This window comes from Mycobacterium hainanense, from assembly GCF_041890355.1.
Lineage (GTDB): Bacteria > Actinomycetota > Actinomycetes > Mycobacteriales > Mycobacteriaceae > Mycobacterium > Mycobacterium hainanense.
Map to the genome: position 1 here is coordinate 4,844,628 of NZ_CP169059.1, position 14,188 is coordinate 4,858,815.

Below are 14,188 nucleotides of genomic sequence, written 5' to 3' on the forward strand. Positions count from 1 at the left end.
GGTTGGCTAGGGTTGCGCCTATGTCACGCGCTCACGACGACGAGTGGGATCTGGCGTCCAGTGTGGGCGCGACCGCGACCATGGTGGCCGCCGGGCGCGCCATGGCCACGAAGGATCCCCGCGGCCTGATCCACGACCCATTCGCCGCACCGCTGGTACGTGCGGTGGGTGTGGATTTCTTCACCAAGATGATGGACGGCGAGCTCGACCTCGACGCGATGGAGGACATGTCGCAGGTCCGCATGCAGGCGATCGTTGACGGAATGGCCGTGCGCACCAAGTATTTCGACGACTACTTCCTCGACGCGACCACCGCTGGAGTCCGGCAAGTGGTCATCCTCGCATCGGGATTGGACGCGCGCGCCTACCGGCTGCCGTGGCCCGCCGGCACGGTGGTCTACGAGATCGACCAGCCCCGCGTCATCGAATTCAAGACGGGCACGTTGGCCGGCATCGGGGCCGAACCGACCGCGACGCGGCGCACCGTGCCGATCGACCTGCGCGCCGACTGGCCGGCCGCCCTGAAGGCGTCCGGGTTCGACCCGACGGCACCGACCGCGTGGCTGGCCGAGGGCCTGCTGATCTACCTACCGCCCGAAGCCCAGGACCGGTTGTTCGACAACATCACCGCGCTGAGCGTGCCCGGTAGCGCCATCGCCACCGAATTCGTGCCCGGCATCGTCGATTTCGATGCCGACAGGGTGCGGGAGATGTCCGGATCCTTCCGCGAGCACGGCGTGGACATCGACATGGCGTCGCTGGTCTATCCCGGCGAACGCAACCACGTCCTGGACTACCTGCGGTCCAAGCGGTGGGACGTCGAGGGGATCACACGGACGGAACTGTTCCGCCGCCAGGGCATCGAGGTGCCGCCCCCGGAAAACGATGACCCGCTCGGCGAGATCATCTTCATCAGCGGCGGGCTCGCCGGTTAGGCCTTAAAACCGCGACGGCCCGGGCCACAGCGCGCTGGCGCCGCCCAGCGCCTGCTCGACGTTGTCCACGATCCCGGTGACCGTGCGGCCGAGCAGCGCGGCCAGCGCGTCGGGCAGCGATGCGGCGGCCGGTTGCGACGAGGCCCGGGGTCGCACCATGTCCAGCAGCGACGAGCTCGGATAGCTCACCACGCGGACATCGGTGTCCGCGTCCAGGCCGGCCAGGATCTTGGCCCGGCGTACCGCGGTGCGGAAGCCGCCAAGTTCGTCGACCAGGCCGCGCTCGAGGGCGTCGGCGCCGGTCCAGATCCGGCCCTGCGCAACGCGATCGACGGCTTCGGCGGTCAGGTTGCGCGCCTCGGCGACCCGCTGCACGAAGTCCGCGTAGAACAGGTCCGCCTCGGCCTCCCGGTGCGCCTGCTGTTCGGGCGTGAACGGCGCGTCGATCGACCAGGCGTCGGCATTGGCGTTGGTGCGCACCGTGTCCGACCCGACGCCCAGCCGGTCCAACAGGTCACGGATCACCAGCTTGCCGGTGATGACACCGATCGATCCGGTGACCGTCGCCGGGTTGGCGACGATCGCGTCGGCCCCCATCGAGACGTAGTAGCCGCCGGAAGCGGCAACCGCGCCCATAGAAGCCACCACCGGCTTGCCGCGCTTGCGGGCCTGGGTCACCTCGCGCCAGATGCTCTCTGACGCGGTGATGGTGCCGCCGGGACTGTTCACCCGCAGCACGATCGCGGACACCGAGTCGTCGGCGGCGGCCTCCCGCAGCGCCGCGCCGATGGTGTCGCCGCCCGCGGTCGCGGTGCCCAACGGCAGGAGCTGCGGCCCGCCGCGGCCGTCGACGATCATGCCGTCGAGCGTGACGACGGCCAGGGTCGGCTTGGGCCGGCGACCGGGAACCGGCGGCCTGGGCGGGGCCAGCCGCGAACGGGCCGCCCCCGCGTAGCGCGCCAGGAACAGCCGCGGAGGGGTGGTCTCGTCCGAAACATCCTTCACGCCAACCAGTTCCGCTATGCGCGCGTAGGCCTCGTCGCGGAACCCGATCCGGTCGACCAGGCCCGCGGCGACGGCGTCGTCACGCAAGAGCGGGGCCCGGTCGGCCAGCGCGTCGAGCGCGCCCGGGTCGAGCTTGCGCGATTCGGCGATCGCCCGCCACGCCTGCTCCTGCAGGCTTTCCAGCATCCGGGTGACGGCCTCGCGGTGCGCCGTCGTGAAGCCGTGCTCGGTGAAACGGTTTGCCGCCGACTTGTATTGGCCGCGCGCGACGAATTGGGGTTCGATGCCCGCCTTGTCGAACGCGTCGCGCAGGAACGTGGCGTTGCTGGCGAAGCCGATCAGCCCGACGCTGCCCGACGGCTGCATCCACACCTCGCCGAACGCGGAGGCCAGGTAGTACGACAGCGTGCCCGGGTAGGTCTCCGCCCAGGCCAGTGACGGCTTGGCGGCGGTGAAAGCGGCGATGGCCTCGCGCAGTTCCTGCACGGCCGCCGGCGGCGACGCGGCCAGTTGCACGCGGGCGATCAGCCCGGCGATGCGGGGGTCCTCGGCCGCGCGGTGGATGGCGGCGATCGCGTCGCGCAGCGCCATCGGTCTGCCGCCGGTGATGATCGCCAGTGGGTCGAACCCCGTCGCCTCGGGCGGCGCCGAGCGCAGGTCGAGCTCGAGCACGCAGCCGTTGGGAACGCCGTGGTGGCGGGCGGTGTCGATGCGCCCGGCCAGCGCGCGGACGTCATCGACCCCGGGAAGCGAGGGCAGGAAGGCGAACATGTCTGCAGCGTACCGACACCACCGCCGTACGGTGGTGGGGTGAGGTTCGCCATCGCCATCCCCCAGTTCGACTACGACCGGTTCGACGACGAGGGGCTGCGCGCCTACCTGCTGCGCGCCGAGGAACTCGGATTCGAGGGCGGCTGGGTGCTCGAGCAGATCATCGGGGAAGCGCCGCTCCTGGCGCCGCTGGAGCTGCTGGCCTACTGCGCGGCCTGCACCAAACGCCTTCGCCTGGGGGTGGCCGTCCTGGTGACATCACTGCACGATCCGCTGCAGCTGGCGTCATCCGTCACGGCGGTCGACCGGCTCAGCCACGGTCGGCTTGACGTCGGTGTCGGGACCGGCGGGGGCTTTCGCAGGTTCGCGGCGTTCGGCGTCGAAAAGGACACGTATATTTCGTATTTCACCGAGGGCCTGAAGCTGATGAAGGCCGGGTGGTCCGACGAGCCCCGGGTGACGTTCCACGGCCGGTTCCGCGACGTCGACGACGTGCCGATTGCGCCGAAGCCGGTGCAGCGGCCGCACCCGCCCATCTGGTTCGGCGGACTGGCGCCTAAGGCACTGGCCAGGGCGGTGCGCCACGGCGACTCGTTCCTGGGCGCCGGTTCGTCCACCACCGCGGCGTTCGCCGGGGCGGTCGCGGTGGTGCGCCGCGAACTCGGCGAACAGCAAAAGGACCCGGCGCATTTCACCATCGGCAAGCGCGTCTACCTCATGGTCGACGACGACGCGGCGCGCGCCCGCGAGCGTGTGCTCGCGGGGCTGCGCCGGATCTACGGCACGATGCCCGGGGTCGAGGACGTGCCGGTGTCCGGCACGCCCGACGACGTGGCGCGCGGGCTGCGTCAGGTGATCGACGCGGGCGCCGAGTACCTGTTGCTCAATCCCGTCGGCGTCGACGTCGGCGAGAACCGCGAGCAGATGGAACGCCTTGCCGCGGAGGTCATTCCGCGGCTGGGTTGATCAGAGCTCGGTGACCGAGCCGCCCGCGGCGGTGATCTTCTCGCGGGCGCTGCCGCTGAACTTGTGCGCCGTCAGGTCGACCTTGACGCTCAGCTTGCCGTCGCCGAGGACCTTGACCAACGCGTTCTTGCGGACCGCACCCTTGGCCACCAGGTCGTCCACGCCGATCGAACCGCCCTGCGGGAACAGCCGATTGATGTCGCCGACGTTCACGACTTCGTATTCAGTGCGGAACCGGTTCCGGAATCCCTTGAGCTTGGGCAGCCGCATGTGAATCGGCATCTGCCCACCCTCGAAGGTGGCCGGCACGTTCTTGCGGGCCTTGGTGCCCTTGGTGCCGCGGCCGGCGGTCTTGCCCTTCGACCCCTCACCGCGGCCGACGCGGGTGCGGGCCGTCTTGGACCCGGGCGCCGGCTTCAGGTCGTGCAGCTTGATGGTCACTGTGTCTTCCCTTCGGGCGCCAACTCCACCTCAACGAGGTGATTGACCACCGCGATGAGACCGCGAGTCTGTGGGTTGTCCTCACGGATCACCGAGTGGCGGATCCGTCGCAGGCCCAGCGTGCGCAGGCTCTCCCGCTGCTTCCAGCGGGCCCCGATGGTGCTGCGCACCTGGGTGATCTTCAGCTGGCTCATTACGGTGCCGTTCCCTCGCGCGCGGCACTGGCGGCCAGCGCTTCGCTTTCACGTCGCGCCCTCAGCATTCCGGCCGGGGCGACATCCTCGATGGGCAGGCCACGCCGGGCGGCCACCTCCTCGGGACGCTGCAGCAGCTTGAGCGCGGTGACGGTGGCGTGCACCACGTTGATCGCGTTGTCGCTGCCCAATGACTTGGCCAGGATGTCGCGCACCCCAGCGCATTCCAGCACGGCACGCGCCGCGCCGCCGGCGATCACACCGGTACCCGGGCTGGCCGGGCGCAGCAGCACCACACCGGCGGCCGCCTCACCCTGCACCGGGTGGGTGATGGTGCCGCCGATCAACGGCACCCGGAAGAAGCCCTTGCGCGCCTCTTCCACGCCCTTGGCGATAGCGGCCGGGACTTCTTTGGCCTTGCCGTAGCCGACGCCGACCATGCCGTTGCCGTCGCCCACGATGACCAACGCGGTGAAGCTGAAGCGCCTACCGCCCTTGACCACCTTGGAGACACGGTTGATGGCGACGACCCGCTCCAGGTAGTTGCTCTTGTCGCCGTCGCGGTCGCGGCCACCGCGGCCGCCGCCGTCGCGCCGACCGCGGCTGTCGCGGTTGTCGCCGCGCGAGTCGCGGTTGTCGCCGCGGGCTTCGGGGCCGCCGGCTGACTGTTCCGCCATTATGCGGTCCTTCCGGTCTTGTTCAGGCTCTTGATCATCTAGAAACTCAATCCGTTCTCGCGCGCGGCATCGGCCAGCGCCGCGATCCGTCCGCCGTAGGTGTACCCGCCGCGGTCGAAGACGACGGAGTCGACGCCGGCGGCCTTGGCGCGCTCGGCGATCAATTGCCCCACCCGCACGCTGCGGGCCTTCTTGTCGCCCTGCAGTCCGCGCACGTCGTCCTCGATCGACGACGCGGCGGCCACGGTGGTGCCGTTCTCGTCGTTGACCAGTTGCACGTGGATGTGTCGTGCGGACCGGTTGATGACCAGCCGCGGACGCTCCGGGGTGCCCGCGATCTTCTTGCGCAGTCGGGCGTGCCTGCGCAGCCGAGAGACCCGGCGAGTTGCGGACACGCTCTGCCCCACCGGCTTTCGCGCGGCGGTGTCAGCTTGTTTTTGCGCCATGACTACTTACCTGTCTTTCCGACCTTGCGGCGGATCTGCTCACCCTCGTAGCGCACGCCCTTGCCCTTGTACGGGTCGGGACGGCGCAGGCGGCGGATGTTCGCCGAGATCTGGCCGACCTTCTGCTTGTCGATGCCGGAGATCGAGAACTTCGTCGGCGACTGGACCGCGAAGGTGATGCCCTCGGGGGCCTCGATCACCACGGGATGGCTGTATCCCAGCGCGAACTCGAGGTTGGCGCCCTTGAGCTGCACGCGGTAACCGACCCCGAAGATCTCCATCTTGGTGGTGTAGCCCTCGGTCACGCCGGTGACCAGGTTGGACACCAGCGTGCGGGACAGCCCGTGCAGCGAGCGGTTGCGCCGCTCGTCGTTGGGGCGGGCGACCACGATCGCGCCGTCCTCGTTGCGCTCCACCGTGATCGGTTCGGCCACTGTCAGGTTCAGGCTGCCCTTGGGCCCCTTCACCGAGACGTTCTGACCGTCGATCGTTACGTCGACCCCGGCGGGAACCGGAACCGGCTGCTTACCAATGCGCGACATGTCTACTCCCTCACCACACGTACGCGAGGACTTCGCCGCCCACGCCCTGTCTGGCTGCCTGGCGATCCGTCAGCAGGCCCGAGGAGGTCGAGATGATCGCCACGCCCAGGCCGCCGAGCACGCGCGGCAGGTTGGTGGATTTCGCGTACACCCGCAGACCGGGCTTGGACACGCGCCGCAGCCCGGCGATGCTCCGCTCCCGGCTCGGTCCGTACTTCAGCTGGACGATCAGCGACTTGCCCACCCGAGCATCTTCGGTCCGGTAATCGCTGATGTAGCCCTCGTTCTTGAGGATCTGGGCGATGTTGGCCTTGATCTTGGAGTGCGGCAACGTCACCTCGTCGTGATACGCCGAATTGGCGTTGCGCAGACGTGTCAAGAAGTCTGCGATCGGGTCCGTCATCGTCATGACAGCGTTGGTACCTTCCTCGCGGTGGTTCCCGGTTCGGGCCTGTCGCGCACCTGTTCTGGGTTGGTCTTGGGGTGCTGGCTCTTACCAGCTGCTCTTCTGCACGCCGGGCAGCTCGCCCGCGTGCGCCATCTCGCGCAGGCAGATCCTGCACAGGCCGAACTTGCGGAACACCGCGCGGGGGCGGCCGCACTTGTTACAGCGCGTGTAGCCGCGCACCGCGAACTTCGGCTTGCGTGCGGCCTTGTTGACCAGTGCCTTCTTCGCCATCTACTCAGTTCTCCTTGAAGGGAAAGCCGAGGGCCCGCAACAGCGCTCGTCCTTCGTCGTCGGTCGTCGCCGAGGTGACGACGTTGATGTCCATGCCGCGGATCCGGTCGATCTTGTCCACGTCAATCTCGTGGAACACCGACTGCTCGGCCAGGCCGAACGTGTAGTTGCCGACACCGTCGAACTGCTTGGGCGACAGGCCACGGAAGTCGCGGATACGCGGCAGCGCGATCGAGGTGAGGCGGTCGAGGAACTCCCACATCCGGTCCCCACGCAGGGTGACGCGGGCGCCGATCGGCATGCCCTCGCGCAGTTTGAACTGCGCGATGGACTTTCGCGCCCTGCGGATCTCCGGCCGTTGCCCGGTGATCAGCGCCAGGTCGTTGACCGCGCCGTTGATCAGCTTCGCGTCCCGTGCCGCGTCGCCGACACCCATGTTGACGACGACCTTGGTGACAGTCGGAATCTGCATGACGTTCCCGTAGCCGAACTGCTGCTGCAGCGAGTCACGAATCTCGTTGCGGTAACGCTCTTTCAGGCGCGGTTGCACCTTCTCAGTCGTCGTCATGCTAGATGTCCTTGCCGTTGCGCTTGGAGATGCGGACCCGCTTGCCGGTCTCCTCGTCGACCCGGTAGCCGACGCGGGCGGGCTTGCCGTCCGAGTCGACGACCATCACGTTCGAGACGTGGATCGGGGCTTCCTGGGTGACGATTCCGCCCGACTGGGCTCCGCGCTGGTTGCTCGAGATCGCGGTGTGCTTCTTGATCCGGTTGACGCCCTCGACCAGCACCCGGTTGCGTTCCGGGTAGGCCTGCAGGACCTTGCCCTTGGCGCCCTTGTCCTTGCCGGCGATGACCAGGACGGTGTCGCCTTTGCGGACCTTCATTTACAACACCTCCGGGGCGAGCGAGATGATCTTCATGAACCGCTTCTCACGCAGCTCCCGGCCGACCGGCCCGAAAATGCGCGTGCCGCGCGGGTCGTTGTCCGGCTTGATGATCACCGCGGCGTTCTCATCGAACTTGATGTAGCTGCCGTCCGGGCGGCGGCGCTCCTTGACCGTGCGTACCACGACGGCCTTGACGACGTCCCCACGCTTGACGTTGCCGCCGGGGATGGCGTCCTTGACGGTGGCGACGATGACATCACCGATGCCGGCGTAGCGTCGCGACGAACCACCGAGCACCCGGATGCACAAGATCTCCTTGGCGCCGGTGTTGTCGGCGACCTTCAGCCGCGATTCCTGCTGAATCACTCGATCTCCTGACCTGGTTGCGTGTGCACGGCAGGACGCAGGCCGAAGCCCACCAAAAAACCTGACATGCGCGGTCTTTGTCACCGAAGGGCACGCGGGGCCGATTCACACCGGCCGAGGTCTGCCCAAGGCAACCCCTAGAGTCTAGGGGACGACCAGCTCAGAGCCAAATTCGCGGCCGAGCCGGGTTCAGGGCCGGTCGAAGGGAGCGCTTTCCCCAATTCTCCGGATATCGCCGAGGTGGTGCACTCCCTCGTGCATCGCCTGGCGTACCAGCCAGCGGGCGGTGCGCCGCTCGTCCGGCAGCCGGCTCCCGGTGCGGTCCCAGTCGTGGTCTTTGGCCCGCGCGACCTCGTCGCGGAAGCCCGCCACGGCGGCCGCCAGCTCGGCGAGCGTGGCGTCGATGTCGCAGTCGTTGTACCTGAAGCGGCGGGCCCGCAGGTCATTGAGCATCGGCTCCCAGGCGGGCTGGTCCTCGGTGCGGACGCGGTGCAGCCGGATGGTGAAGCTGACGTAGACGTCGCGCAGGTGACAGAGGTATTCGGCGACCGACCACACGCCGGGGCCGGGCCGCACCCGTCGCGCCTGGGGTGGAATCTCGGACACGGCCTCCCGGGCGGCGTCCGGCAGGCCGGCGATCGCGCCGATCGCGTCGTCGAGTGGAGTATCGGAGTAACTCAGCCCACAATCGGCGCAGACATGGTCCTCGCCGGCCAGCGGGGGCAGCGACGTATGCATGGAGCAATCCTCCTGCGCCTGGACGGAAACCGCCGCGGGAAACCCCGGCCCGGCGTTACGATTCCGCCCATGACCAGGGGGAAGAAGGTTCTGTTCGCGCTGCTGCTGGCGTTCGCCGTCTCGACGACCTCGGTGAGCTGCACACCGACCATCGTCACCTGCCCGGCCGGCGGCGGTCCGGTCGGCTGCTGAGCGCGGCCGCCCGTCAGAAGGGCGGCGGATCGTCATTGCTGTCGGGTGGGGCCGGTCCGCTGTAGCTCACCGGCTCGGCGCGTCGGGCGGTGCGGGCGTCGCGGTTGTGGCGGCGTTCGGTGGCCACCCGGTAGGTCCGGTCTTGGGTGCGGGTGCGGCGCCGTTTGGGCATCATCGCGGTGCGGTCGGTGCAGTAGTCCTGTTGGTCGGCTTCGGGGGCCGCGATCGCCCCGGTGGCCGCGCACAGGCTGGGAAACAGCAGGGCGCTGCCTGGGGTGGTGACGTAGGTGCGTCCGGCCGGGGAGGTCAGGATCAGCGTCGCGTCGGGCAGTTGCTGTTCGGTCCAGCCCCAGAACGTCTTCACCAAATGATGGGTGCGGCAATAGCATTTCAGGTTGCTCGCATGGGTTGGCCCGCCGGCGCTGTAGGGGATGGTGTGGTCGAGGTCGCAGGCCACCGCCGGGCAGTCACAGCCGGGCCAGCGGCAGGTCAAATCCCGGCATCGCACGAAATCGGCCAACGCCTGGGAGGGCACATACCCCGGTTCGGGCGGGGCGTCGCCGGGATGCACCAGCGGCACCAGCGTGGCCGCGTCGGCCAACTGCGCAATCAGCTCCGGGGGGATCAGCCCATCGGCCTGCAGTTGGCTGGCCCTCCCCGTCCCGCGATCAACGGCGGCCTGCTCGGCGAGCACATGAATCACCACCGCACCGGCCGCCGGCCGGGTGCCGGCCGCGCAATCCGGGCGCCCGCAGCGACACCCCAGCCGATCAGCCCCGGCCGCCAGCGCCCCCAACGCATCAGCGCGGCGCTGCTCACGGCTGCGCGGATCATGGGCGCACACCGTGGCCGCCAACCCGTCCAGCCGCTTGTCCAGGACGGCGGCATCCGGGCTGAACAGCACACCTTCGAGGCGGGCCAACCCCTCACCCATGTCACCGATCCACACCTCGCGCCCGGCCGCGTGCTCCCGGCGCCGCCGCACCGCATCCGCATCAGCGCGGGCGACAATCTTGTCCACCTGGGCGCCCAGCCGACCCCGGGTCATCGAGGGCCACCGCGCCACATTCGCGGCCAGCGTCGCGTCCACGGCCGCCACCACCTCGGGATCGGTGATCAGATCGGTGCGATACACCAGCGTCTGCACCATCTGGTAGTCGATATCCCCGGCGGCGAACACCTCGGCCACCTTCGGTAGCCGCTCGCGCAGCGCCCGCGCATACCGCACCCGGCTGGCCGCCAACCCCTGACTGATCCGCAACTCCGCGGCCACCTCGGCAGCCACCGCCGCCTCGGTATCCACCGCCCACTGCTCACACTCGCCACAGCGCGACAACCGGTAGGCAAACAACTCCCCGATCGCCGCCAACTGCCCGGCCGCCGCCCGATTCTCCGCCCGCGCCAAACCCGACACCCGCTCCAGCAACGCCGACGACTCCGGCGTCACCGACGGATACCGCCGTTCAAAATGCTCATCCATCGCGGCGATCACCTCCGCCGACGACACCCGAGATTCGAACATACATTCGAGTATGCCACTCGGCTGCGACATTTGAGCCTGTTATCTCTCAGGACATCGGTGACAGTTCTGTATCAGGACATCGGTGACAGTTCGGGTGGTCTTGGTGGTGACACTTTTAGGCCGACGCTCGGGCGGTGGCTGTCAATGAACCCATCGATCCTCGTGTTCGCCTCGCGATCTCGCAGTGGCCCGATGACGCCCCCCGCGGGGCGGTCTCGACGTTTTGCGCCGAGCACGGCATCTCCCGAAAGTCGTTCTATGAATTGCGTAAACGCGCCAAGACCGCCGGGCCGGCCGCTGTACTGGAACCCAGGACCCGCCGACCGAAGTCGAGCCCGTCGACGTTCAGCGATGAGGTCAAGGCGCAGGCCGTGGCAGTACGTGCCGCTTTGGAAGCTTCCGGTTTAGACCACGGCCCGATCAGTGTGTACGACAAGATGCGGGCGATGGGCCTAGAACAGGTCCCGTCCACGGCGTCGCTGGCACGCATCTTCCGCGAGGCCGGTGTGGCTCGTCTTGAGCCGAAGAAGAAGCCCCGTTCGGCGTGGCGGCGGTTTGTCTATCCCGCACCGAACGCATGCTGGCAGTTGGATGCCACCGGGTACGTGCTGACCGGTGGGCGCACGTGCGTGATCTTGCAGCTCATCGACGACCACTCCCGCTACGCGCTCGCCTCCCATGTGGCGGGCAGTGAGACCGCCCACGCGGCGATCGCGGTGTTCGACAAGGCTGTCGCCGCCCACGGTGTGCCCCAACGACTGCTGTCCGACAATGGGATCGCTCTGAAACCCTTCGCGGCGTGGATTCCTGGGTCAGCTCGTCGAACACGTCGGACGGTGGGGGGTGGAGGCGATCACCGGCAAGCCGTACAAGCCGACGACTCAGGGCAAAAACGAACGCTTCCACCAGACCCTGTTCCGCTACCTCGATAAGCAGCCTCTGGCGAGCACGCTGGCCGAGCTGCAGGCCCAGGTCGACACTTTCGACCACATCTACAACACCGAACGACCCCACCAAGGACTCCCTGGGCGCGTCACCCCGCTGACGGCGTGGGAAGCGACACCGAAGATCGAGGCTCCACGCCCCACGCCCGTTGTGCCACTGTTCGAACGGCCCACGCCACGCCCGCGGCCGGCACCACCAATGCAGCCGGACCTGCCCGCCGGCACCCGCGTCAGAAAGGTGAGCACCGCGGGCACCATCGGGCTAAACCAGGTCAGCTACATGGTCGATGTGCAACGCGCCTTCGAACACGTCCTGGTCTTTAGCGACGGCGACAAGATCATCGTGACCGACACCCACGGCGAGGTCCTTGCCGAGCACACTCGACCCGCCCCCGGAGTGAGATACGTCGGCAACGGAAGACCCCGCGGCCCGCGCTCAGCCTCCAAGCCTGAGAAACCGTCACCGAAGTCCTGATGCAGCAAGTGTCACCGATGTCCTGATACAGAACTGTCACCGAAGTCCTGAGACATCACACTGCGACATTTGAGCCCCAATCTTCTGGGGCTGTGGATAACCCGCTAGTCGCCTTGCCGGACCCAGGCGAAGATGTACAGGCTCATCGCCGTCACGAGCGCGATCAGCACCCACTGCACGATGGCCTGGTCGATCCACGAACCGGGCGGCGGCGCGCCGGGAAGGATATTGCGCAGCGGGACGATCGCGAACAGATTCGCGGCGTACCACGTCGCGAACGGCGGCAGGAACTTCCTTCTGCCCAGCGCCATCGGTATGGCGACCAGCAGTGCCAGCGTCGGCAAGCTGATCAGGACCAGGCAGATGCCCAGGTCGAAGATCAGTGGGCCCTTGGCCCGCTTCAGCGTGATGACCACGTTCCCGTTGTCGGTGCCGCGCTGCGTCGGCAGCGCACCGGGGTCGTGCACGCGGTTGACGCTGATGTCCCACCCGTCCAGCTCCCCGGTCACCTCGACCCGCGCGGGGACCTTCTTGAGGTTGTCGCCCGACCCGACGAAGGCGTCGGCCGAGATGGGCTCGGTCTTATAGGAATCGAACGGCCAGTTGCCCGGGTCACCGTGCGCCACGACCGTGGTGCTGAGTTGCGCCGGTGCCTTGCCCTTCGGGTAGTGCAGGTCACCGAGGTCGCTTGTCGGGTACAGCCGCACTGCGACGTCGGTCCCCAGCACGTCGAATCGGTTGTCGTAGGCCGAAATACCCGGATAGACAAGCACATTCACCCCGAGGCGCTTGGCGACCGGCTTCAGCTCCTCCACCTGCAGTTGCACGATGGTCGCATCGCCGCCGCCCTGGCTCAGGTCGAGCGGCGGGAGCGGCCCCTCCGATCGTTCGAGCCAGTGGACGCCGAACAGCGACAGCATGTAGGCCGTGACGACGACGGCCAGGACGGCGACGCCGATGACGATGCGCGGCCGCTTCGCCATGTGTTTGCCACTGCGCGGCGCAGAGGGCACCGGCGCGTCCGACGGGGGCGGCGGAGCCGGCGTCGCGGGGGCCTCGGCGGTCATTGGCAGGCCACTGGTGAACCGGGGCTGGTCGAGGGCCACACGTGGTCAGATGCTAGCGAACTCACGCGAGCCGTGCGCGCTTACGAACGCCCCGTCACTCGCCGTCCATGCTGCGGTTACCCGCTCGTCGCTTCGGCGCCGGGCGCCGCCGCCATGAACAAGGTCAGTTTGCTGCGCGACGCACCGGAACCCGATGTGGGTGGCAGCGGTGTCCTGTGACTGCGGCGATCGGGCGGCAGGACGATGTCAGTGGCAGTACCCCGGCGCGCGCAGGTGCGAACCGGGCCCCGTCGAGGCCCCACAGGCCTTGGGCGTCGAGCCCATGCGGAACGACCCGCCGGTAGGTCGACCGGCTCGGTGAGCACTCCACCCCACGAGCACCTCAGTCGGACTGGCGGTACCACGTGAGCATGTACAGCCCCATCGCCCCGACCAGCGCGAGCAGCACCCAGATCACCAGCGCTTGGTCGATCCAGGCCCCCGGCGGTGGAGAACCGGGAAGGAAGTTGCGGATGGGTATGGCGGCGAACAGCATCGCCGCGAACCACGTCACGAAGGGCGGCACGAATTTGCGCCTGCCCAAGGCGATCTGGATGGCCACCGCGAACGCCAGCGCGGGCAAGGCGAACAGGACCAGGCAGATGCCGAGGTCGAAGATCAGCGGGCCCTTGGCGCGGTGCAGCGTGATGACCACGTTGTCCGGCCGGTCGGATTCCTGGCTGGCTTCACCGACGCGCTGCACGCTCACGTCCCAGCCGTCCAACGCGCCGGCGACCTCGACCCGAGCCGGGATGTATTGGCGGGCGTCGCCCTGGCCGACGAGGACATCGGCCGAGAGGGTGTCGGTGCGGTAAGAGTCGAACGGCCAGTTGTTGGGATCACCGTGGGCCTCGATCGTGGTGGCGACCTGCGCCGGTGACTTCCCCGCCGGGTATTGCAGGTCGCCCAGGTCGTTGGGCGGATCCATGCGGACCGCGGTATCGGTCTTCAACACGTCAAGGCGTTTGTCGAACATCGAGTCTTCGGGAATCACAAGCACTTTCACCGTTAGGCGATTGGCGACGGTGTCGAGCTTCTCGAGCCGGACCAGCACGACGGTGTCGCCGGTTGCGTTCAGGTCCGGTGGATTGAGTGGCTTTCCGGAGCTGGCCAGCAGGTGGAAGCCGAACAGGGATAACAGGTAAAGCACCACGAAGCCCAGCAGGGCGCCGATGCCGACGATCAAGCGCCGCCTGGGCTTCCGCGGCGACGTGCCGGGCGCCGGCGTGGCGCCGGGCGCCGGCGTTGCTGGCGCTGCGGGTTGTTGCTGAGGGACAGCCGCATGACTGGCCATCATTC

The 14,188-nt window shown here is 68.2% G+C and carries 18 protein-coding genes and 2 pseudogenes; 4 read left to right on the forward strand and 16 right to left on the reverse strand.

Going from position 1 to position 14,188, the window contains the following annotated elements:
* Positions 1-20 precede the first annotated feature (20 nt).
* On the forward strand, positions 21-935 hold the full coding sequence (locus ACEL92_RS22725; protein WP_374022858.1) for a class I SAM-dependent methyltransferase: 915 nt from the start codon (positions 21-23) through the stop codon (positions 933-935).
* Between the two features lie 3 nt (positions 936-938).
* Here the strand turns inward: ACEL92_RS22725 and sppA are convergent, their stop codons facing one another.
* On the reverse strand, positions 939-2,711 hold the full coding sequence (sppA, locus tag ACEL92_RS22730) for a signal peptide peptidase SppA (protein WP_374022859.1): 1,773 nt from the start codon (positions 2,709-2,711) through the stop codon (positions 939-941).
* A 39-nt stretch (positions 2,712-2,750) separates the two neighbouring features.
* Here sppA and ACEL92_RS22735 point away from each other — a divergent pair, with 39 nt between their 5' ends.
* Positions 2,751-3,677: an LLM class flavin-dependent oxidoreductase gene (locus tag ACEL92_RS22735; RefSeq protein WP_374022860.1), complete on the forward strand. Its 927-nt coding sequence runs from the start codon at positions 2,751-2,753 to the stop codon at positions 3,675-3,677.
* Here the strand turns inward: ACEL92_RS22735 and rplO are convergent, their stop codons facing one another.
* From rplO to ACEL92_RS22790, 11 genes are all read right to left on the reverse strand, one after another.
* The gene (gene rplO / locus ACEL92_RS22740; protein WP_374022861.1) at positions 3,678-4,118 is read right to left on the reverse strand and encodes a 50S ribosomal protein L15; all 441 of its coding nucleotides are present in this window, start codon (positions 4,116-4,118) and stop codon (positions 3,678-3,680) included. It lies immediately after the preceding gene.
* Positions 4,115-4,312: a 50S ribosomal protein L30 gene (gene rpmD / locus ACEL92_RS22745; protein WP_374022862.1), complete on the reverse strand. Its 198-nt coding sequence runs from the start codon at positions 4,310-4,312 to the stop codon at positions 4,115-4,117. Before rpmD ends, rplO begins: the two co-directional genes overlap by 4 nt.
* Positions 4,312-4,989: a 30S ribosomal protein S5 gene (rpsE, locus tag ACEL92_RS22750; protein WP_067779045.1), complete on the reverse strand. Its 678-nt coding sequence runs from the start codon at positions 4,987-4,989 to the stop codon at positions 4,312-4,314. The genes rpmD and rpsE overlap by 1 nt, the downstream gene beginning before the upstream one ends.
* Positions 4,990-5,027: 38 nt before the next feature.
* On the reverse strand, positions 5,028-5,396 hold the full coding sequence (gene rplR / locus ACEL92_RS22755) for a 50S ribosomal protein L18 (RefSeq protein WP_073879405.1): 369 nt from the start codon (positions 5,394-5,396) through the stop codon (positions 5,028-5,030).
* A gap of 41 nt (positions 5,397-5,437) precedes the next feature.
* Positions 5,438-5,977: a 50S ribosomal protein L6 gene (rplF, locus tag ACEL92_RS22760; RefSeq protein ID WP_374022863.1), complete on the reverse strand. Its 540-nt coding sequence runs from the start codon at positions 5,975-5,977 to the stop codon at positions 5,438-5,440.
* Between the two features lie 10 nt (positions 5,978-5,987).
* Positions 5,988-6,386, reverse strand: a complete 399-nt coding sequence (gene rpsH, locus ACEL92_RS22765) for a 30S ribosomal protein S8 (protein ID WP_260744019.1) — start codon at positions 6,384-6,386, stop codon at positions 5,988-5,990.
* Between the two features lie 84 nt (positions 6,387-6,470).
* A complete protein-coding gene (locus tag ACEL92_RS22770) occupies positions 6,471-6,656 on the reverse strand; it encodes a type Z 30S ribosomal protein S14 (RefSeq protein ID WP_003873499.1) in 186 nt (61 codons plus the stop codon).
* A 4-nt stretch (positions 6,657-6,660) separates the two neighbouring features.
* Positions 6,661-7,224 (reverse strand): 50S ribosomal protein L5, encoded by a 564-nt coding sequence (gene rplE, locus ACEL92_RS22775; protein ID WP_374022864.1) that lies wholly within the window; start codon positions 7,222-7,224, stop codon positions 6,661-6,663.
* A gap of 1 nt (position 7,225) precedes the next feature.
* Complete coding sequence (rplX, locus tag ACEL92_RS22780) at positions 7,226-7,543, reverse strand: 50S ribosomal protein L24 (protein ID WP_067273078.1); 318 nt, start codon at positions 7,541-7,543, stop codon at positions 7,226-7,228.
* Positions 7,544-7,912: a 50S ribosomal protein L14 gene (gene rplN, locus ACEL92_RS22785; RefSeq protein WP_003403649.1), complete on the reverse strand. Its 369-nt coding sequence runs from the start codon at positions 7,910-7,912 to the stop codon at positions 7,544-7,546.
* Positions 7,913-8,101: 189 nt separating this feature from the next.
* Positions 8,102-8,650, reverse strand: a complete 549-nt coding sequence (locus ACEL92_RS22790; protein ID WP_374022865.1) for a DinB family protein — start codon at positions 8,648-8,650, stop codon at positions 8,102-8,104.
* Positions 8,651-8,719: 69 nt separating this feature from the next.
* Between ACEL92_RS22790 and ACEL92_RS22795 the strand changes: the two genes are divergently transcribed.
* Complete coding sequence (locus tag ACEL92_RS22795) at positions 8,720-8,842, forward strand: hypothetical protein (RefSeq protein WP_374022866.1); 123 nt, start codon at positions 8,720-8,722, stop codon at positions 8,840-8,842.
* 13 nt (positions 8,843-8,855) lie between these two features.
* Here the strand turns inward: ACEL92_RS22795 and ACEL92_RS22800 are convergent, their stop codons facing one another.
* On the reverse strand, positions 8,856-10,364 hold the full coding sequence (locus tag ACEL92_RS22800) for an HNH endonuclease signature motif containing protein (protein ID WP_374022867.1): 1,509 nt from the start codon (positions 10,362-10,364) through the stop codon (positions 8,856-8,858).
* 176 nt (positions 10,365-10,540) lie between these two features.
* Between ACEL92_RS22800 and ACEL92_RS22805 the strand changes: the two are divergent.
* Positions 10,541-11,809 (forward strand): annotated as a pseudogene (locus ACEL92_RS22805) (integrase core domain-containing protein).
* Positions 11,810-11,887: 78 nt separating this feature from the next.
* On the opposite strand, the gene ACEL92_RS22810 reads toward ACEL92_RS22805, so the two are convergent.
* The 3 genes and pseudogenes from ACEL92_RS22810 to ACEL92_RS22820 form a co-directional block, all read right to left on the reverse strand.
* The gene (locus ACEL92_RS22810; protein WP_374026346.1) at positions 11,888-12,850 is read right to left on the reverse strand and encodes a DUF4436 domain-containing protein; all 963 of its coding nucleotides are present in this window, start codon (positions 12,848-12,850) and stop codon (positions 11,888-11,890) included.
* A gap of 174 nt (positions 12,851-13,024) precedes the next feature.
* Positions 13,025-13,132: pseudogene (locus ACEL92_RS22815) on the reverse strand (SUMF1/EgtB/PvdO family nonheme iron enzyme); the annotation flags it as partial.
* A gap of 100 nt (positions 13,133-13,232) precedes the next feature.
* Positions 13,233-14,183: a DUF4436 domain-containing protein gene (locus tag ACEL92_RS22820; protein ID WP_374022868.1), complete on the reverse strand. Its 951-nt coding sequence runs from the start codon at positions 14,181-14,183 to the stop codon at positions 13,233-13,235.
* Between the last annotated feature and the right edge of the window lie 5 nt (positions 14,184-14,188).

Bases quoted from the DNA above. Each gene is read 5' to 3' on its own strand.
- ACEL92_RS22725 (WP_374022858.1), top strand. From the start codon at position 21: ATGTCACGCGCTCACGACGACGAGTGGGATCTGGCGTCCAGTGTGGGC.
- sppA (WP_374022859.1), bottom strand. From the start codon at position 2,711: ATGTTCGCCTTCCTGCCCTCGCTTCCCGGGGTCGATGACGTCCGCGCG.
- rpmD (WP_374022862.1), bottom strand. From the start codon at position 4,312: ATGAGCCAGCTGAAGATCACCCAGGTGCGCAGCACCATCGGGGCCCGC.
- rpsE (WP_067779045.1), bottom strand. From the start codon at position 4,989: ATGGCGGAACAGTCAGCCGGCGGCCCCGAAGCCCGCGGCGACAACCGC.
- rplF (WP_374022863.1), bottom strand. From the start codon at position 5,977: ATGTCGCGCATTGGTAAGCAGCCGGTTCCGGTTCCCGCCGGGGTCGAC.
- rpsH (WP_260744019.1), bottom strand. From the start codon at position 6,386: ATGACGATGACGGACCCGATCGCAGACTTCTTGACACGTCTGCGCAAC.
- ACEL92_RS22770 (WP_003873499.1), bottom strand. From the start codon at position 6,656: ATGGCGAAGAAGGCACTGGTCAACAAGGCCGCACGCAAGCCGAAGTTC.
- rplE (WP_374022864.1), bottom strand. From the start codon at position 7,224: ATGACGACGACTGAGAAGGTGCAACCGCGCCTGAAAGAGCGTTACCGC.
- rplX (WP_067273078.1), bottom strand. From the start codon at position 7,543: ATGAAGGTCCGCAAAGGCGACACCGTCCTGGTCATCGCCGGCAAGGAC.
- ACEL92_RS22790 (WP_374022865.1), bottom strand. From the start codon at position 8,650: ATGCATACGTCGCTGCCCCCGCTGGCCGGCGAGGACCATGTCTGCGCC.
- ACEL92_RS22795 (WP_374022866.1), top strand. From the start codon at position 8,720: ATGACCAGGGGGAAGAAGGTTCTGTTCGCGCTGCTGCTGGCGTTCGCC.
- ACEL92_RS22800 (WP_374022867.1), bottom strand. From the start codon at position 10,364: ATGTTCGAATCTCGGGTGTCGTCGGCGGAGGTGATCGCCGCGATGGAT.
- ACEL92_RS22810 (WP_374026346.1), bottom strand. From the start codon at position 12,850: ATGACCGCCGAGGCCCCCGCGACGCCGGCTCCGCCGCCCCCGTCGGAC.
- ACEL92_RS22820 (WP_374022868.1), bottom strand. From the start codon at position 14,183: ATGGCCAGTCATGCGGCTGTCCCTCAGCAACAACCCGCAGCGCCAGCA.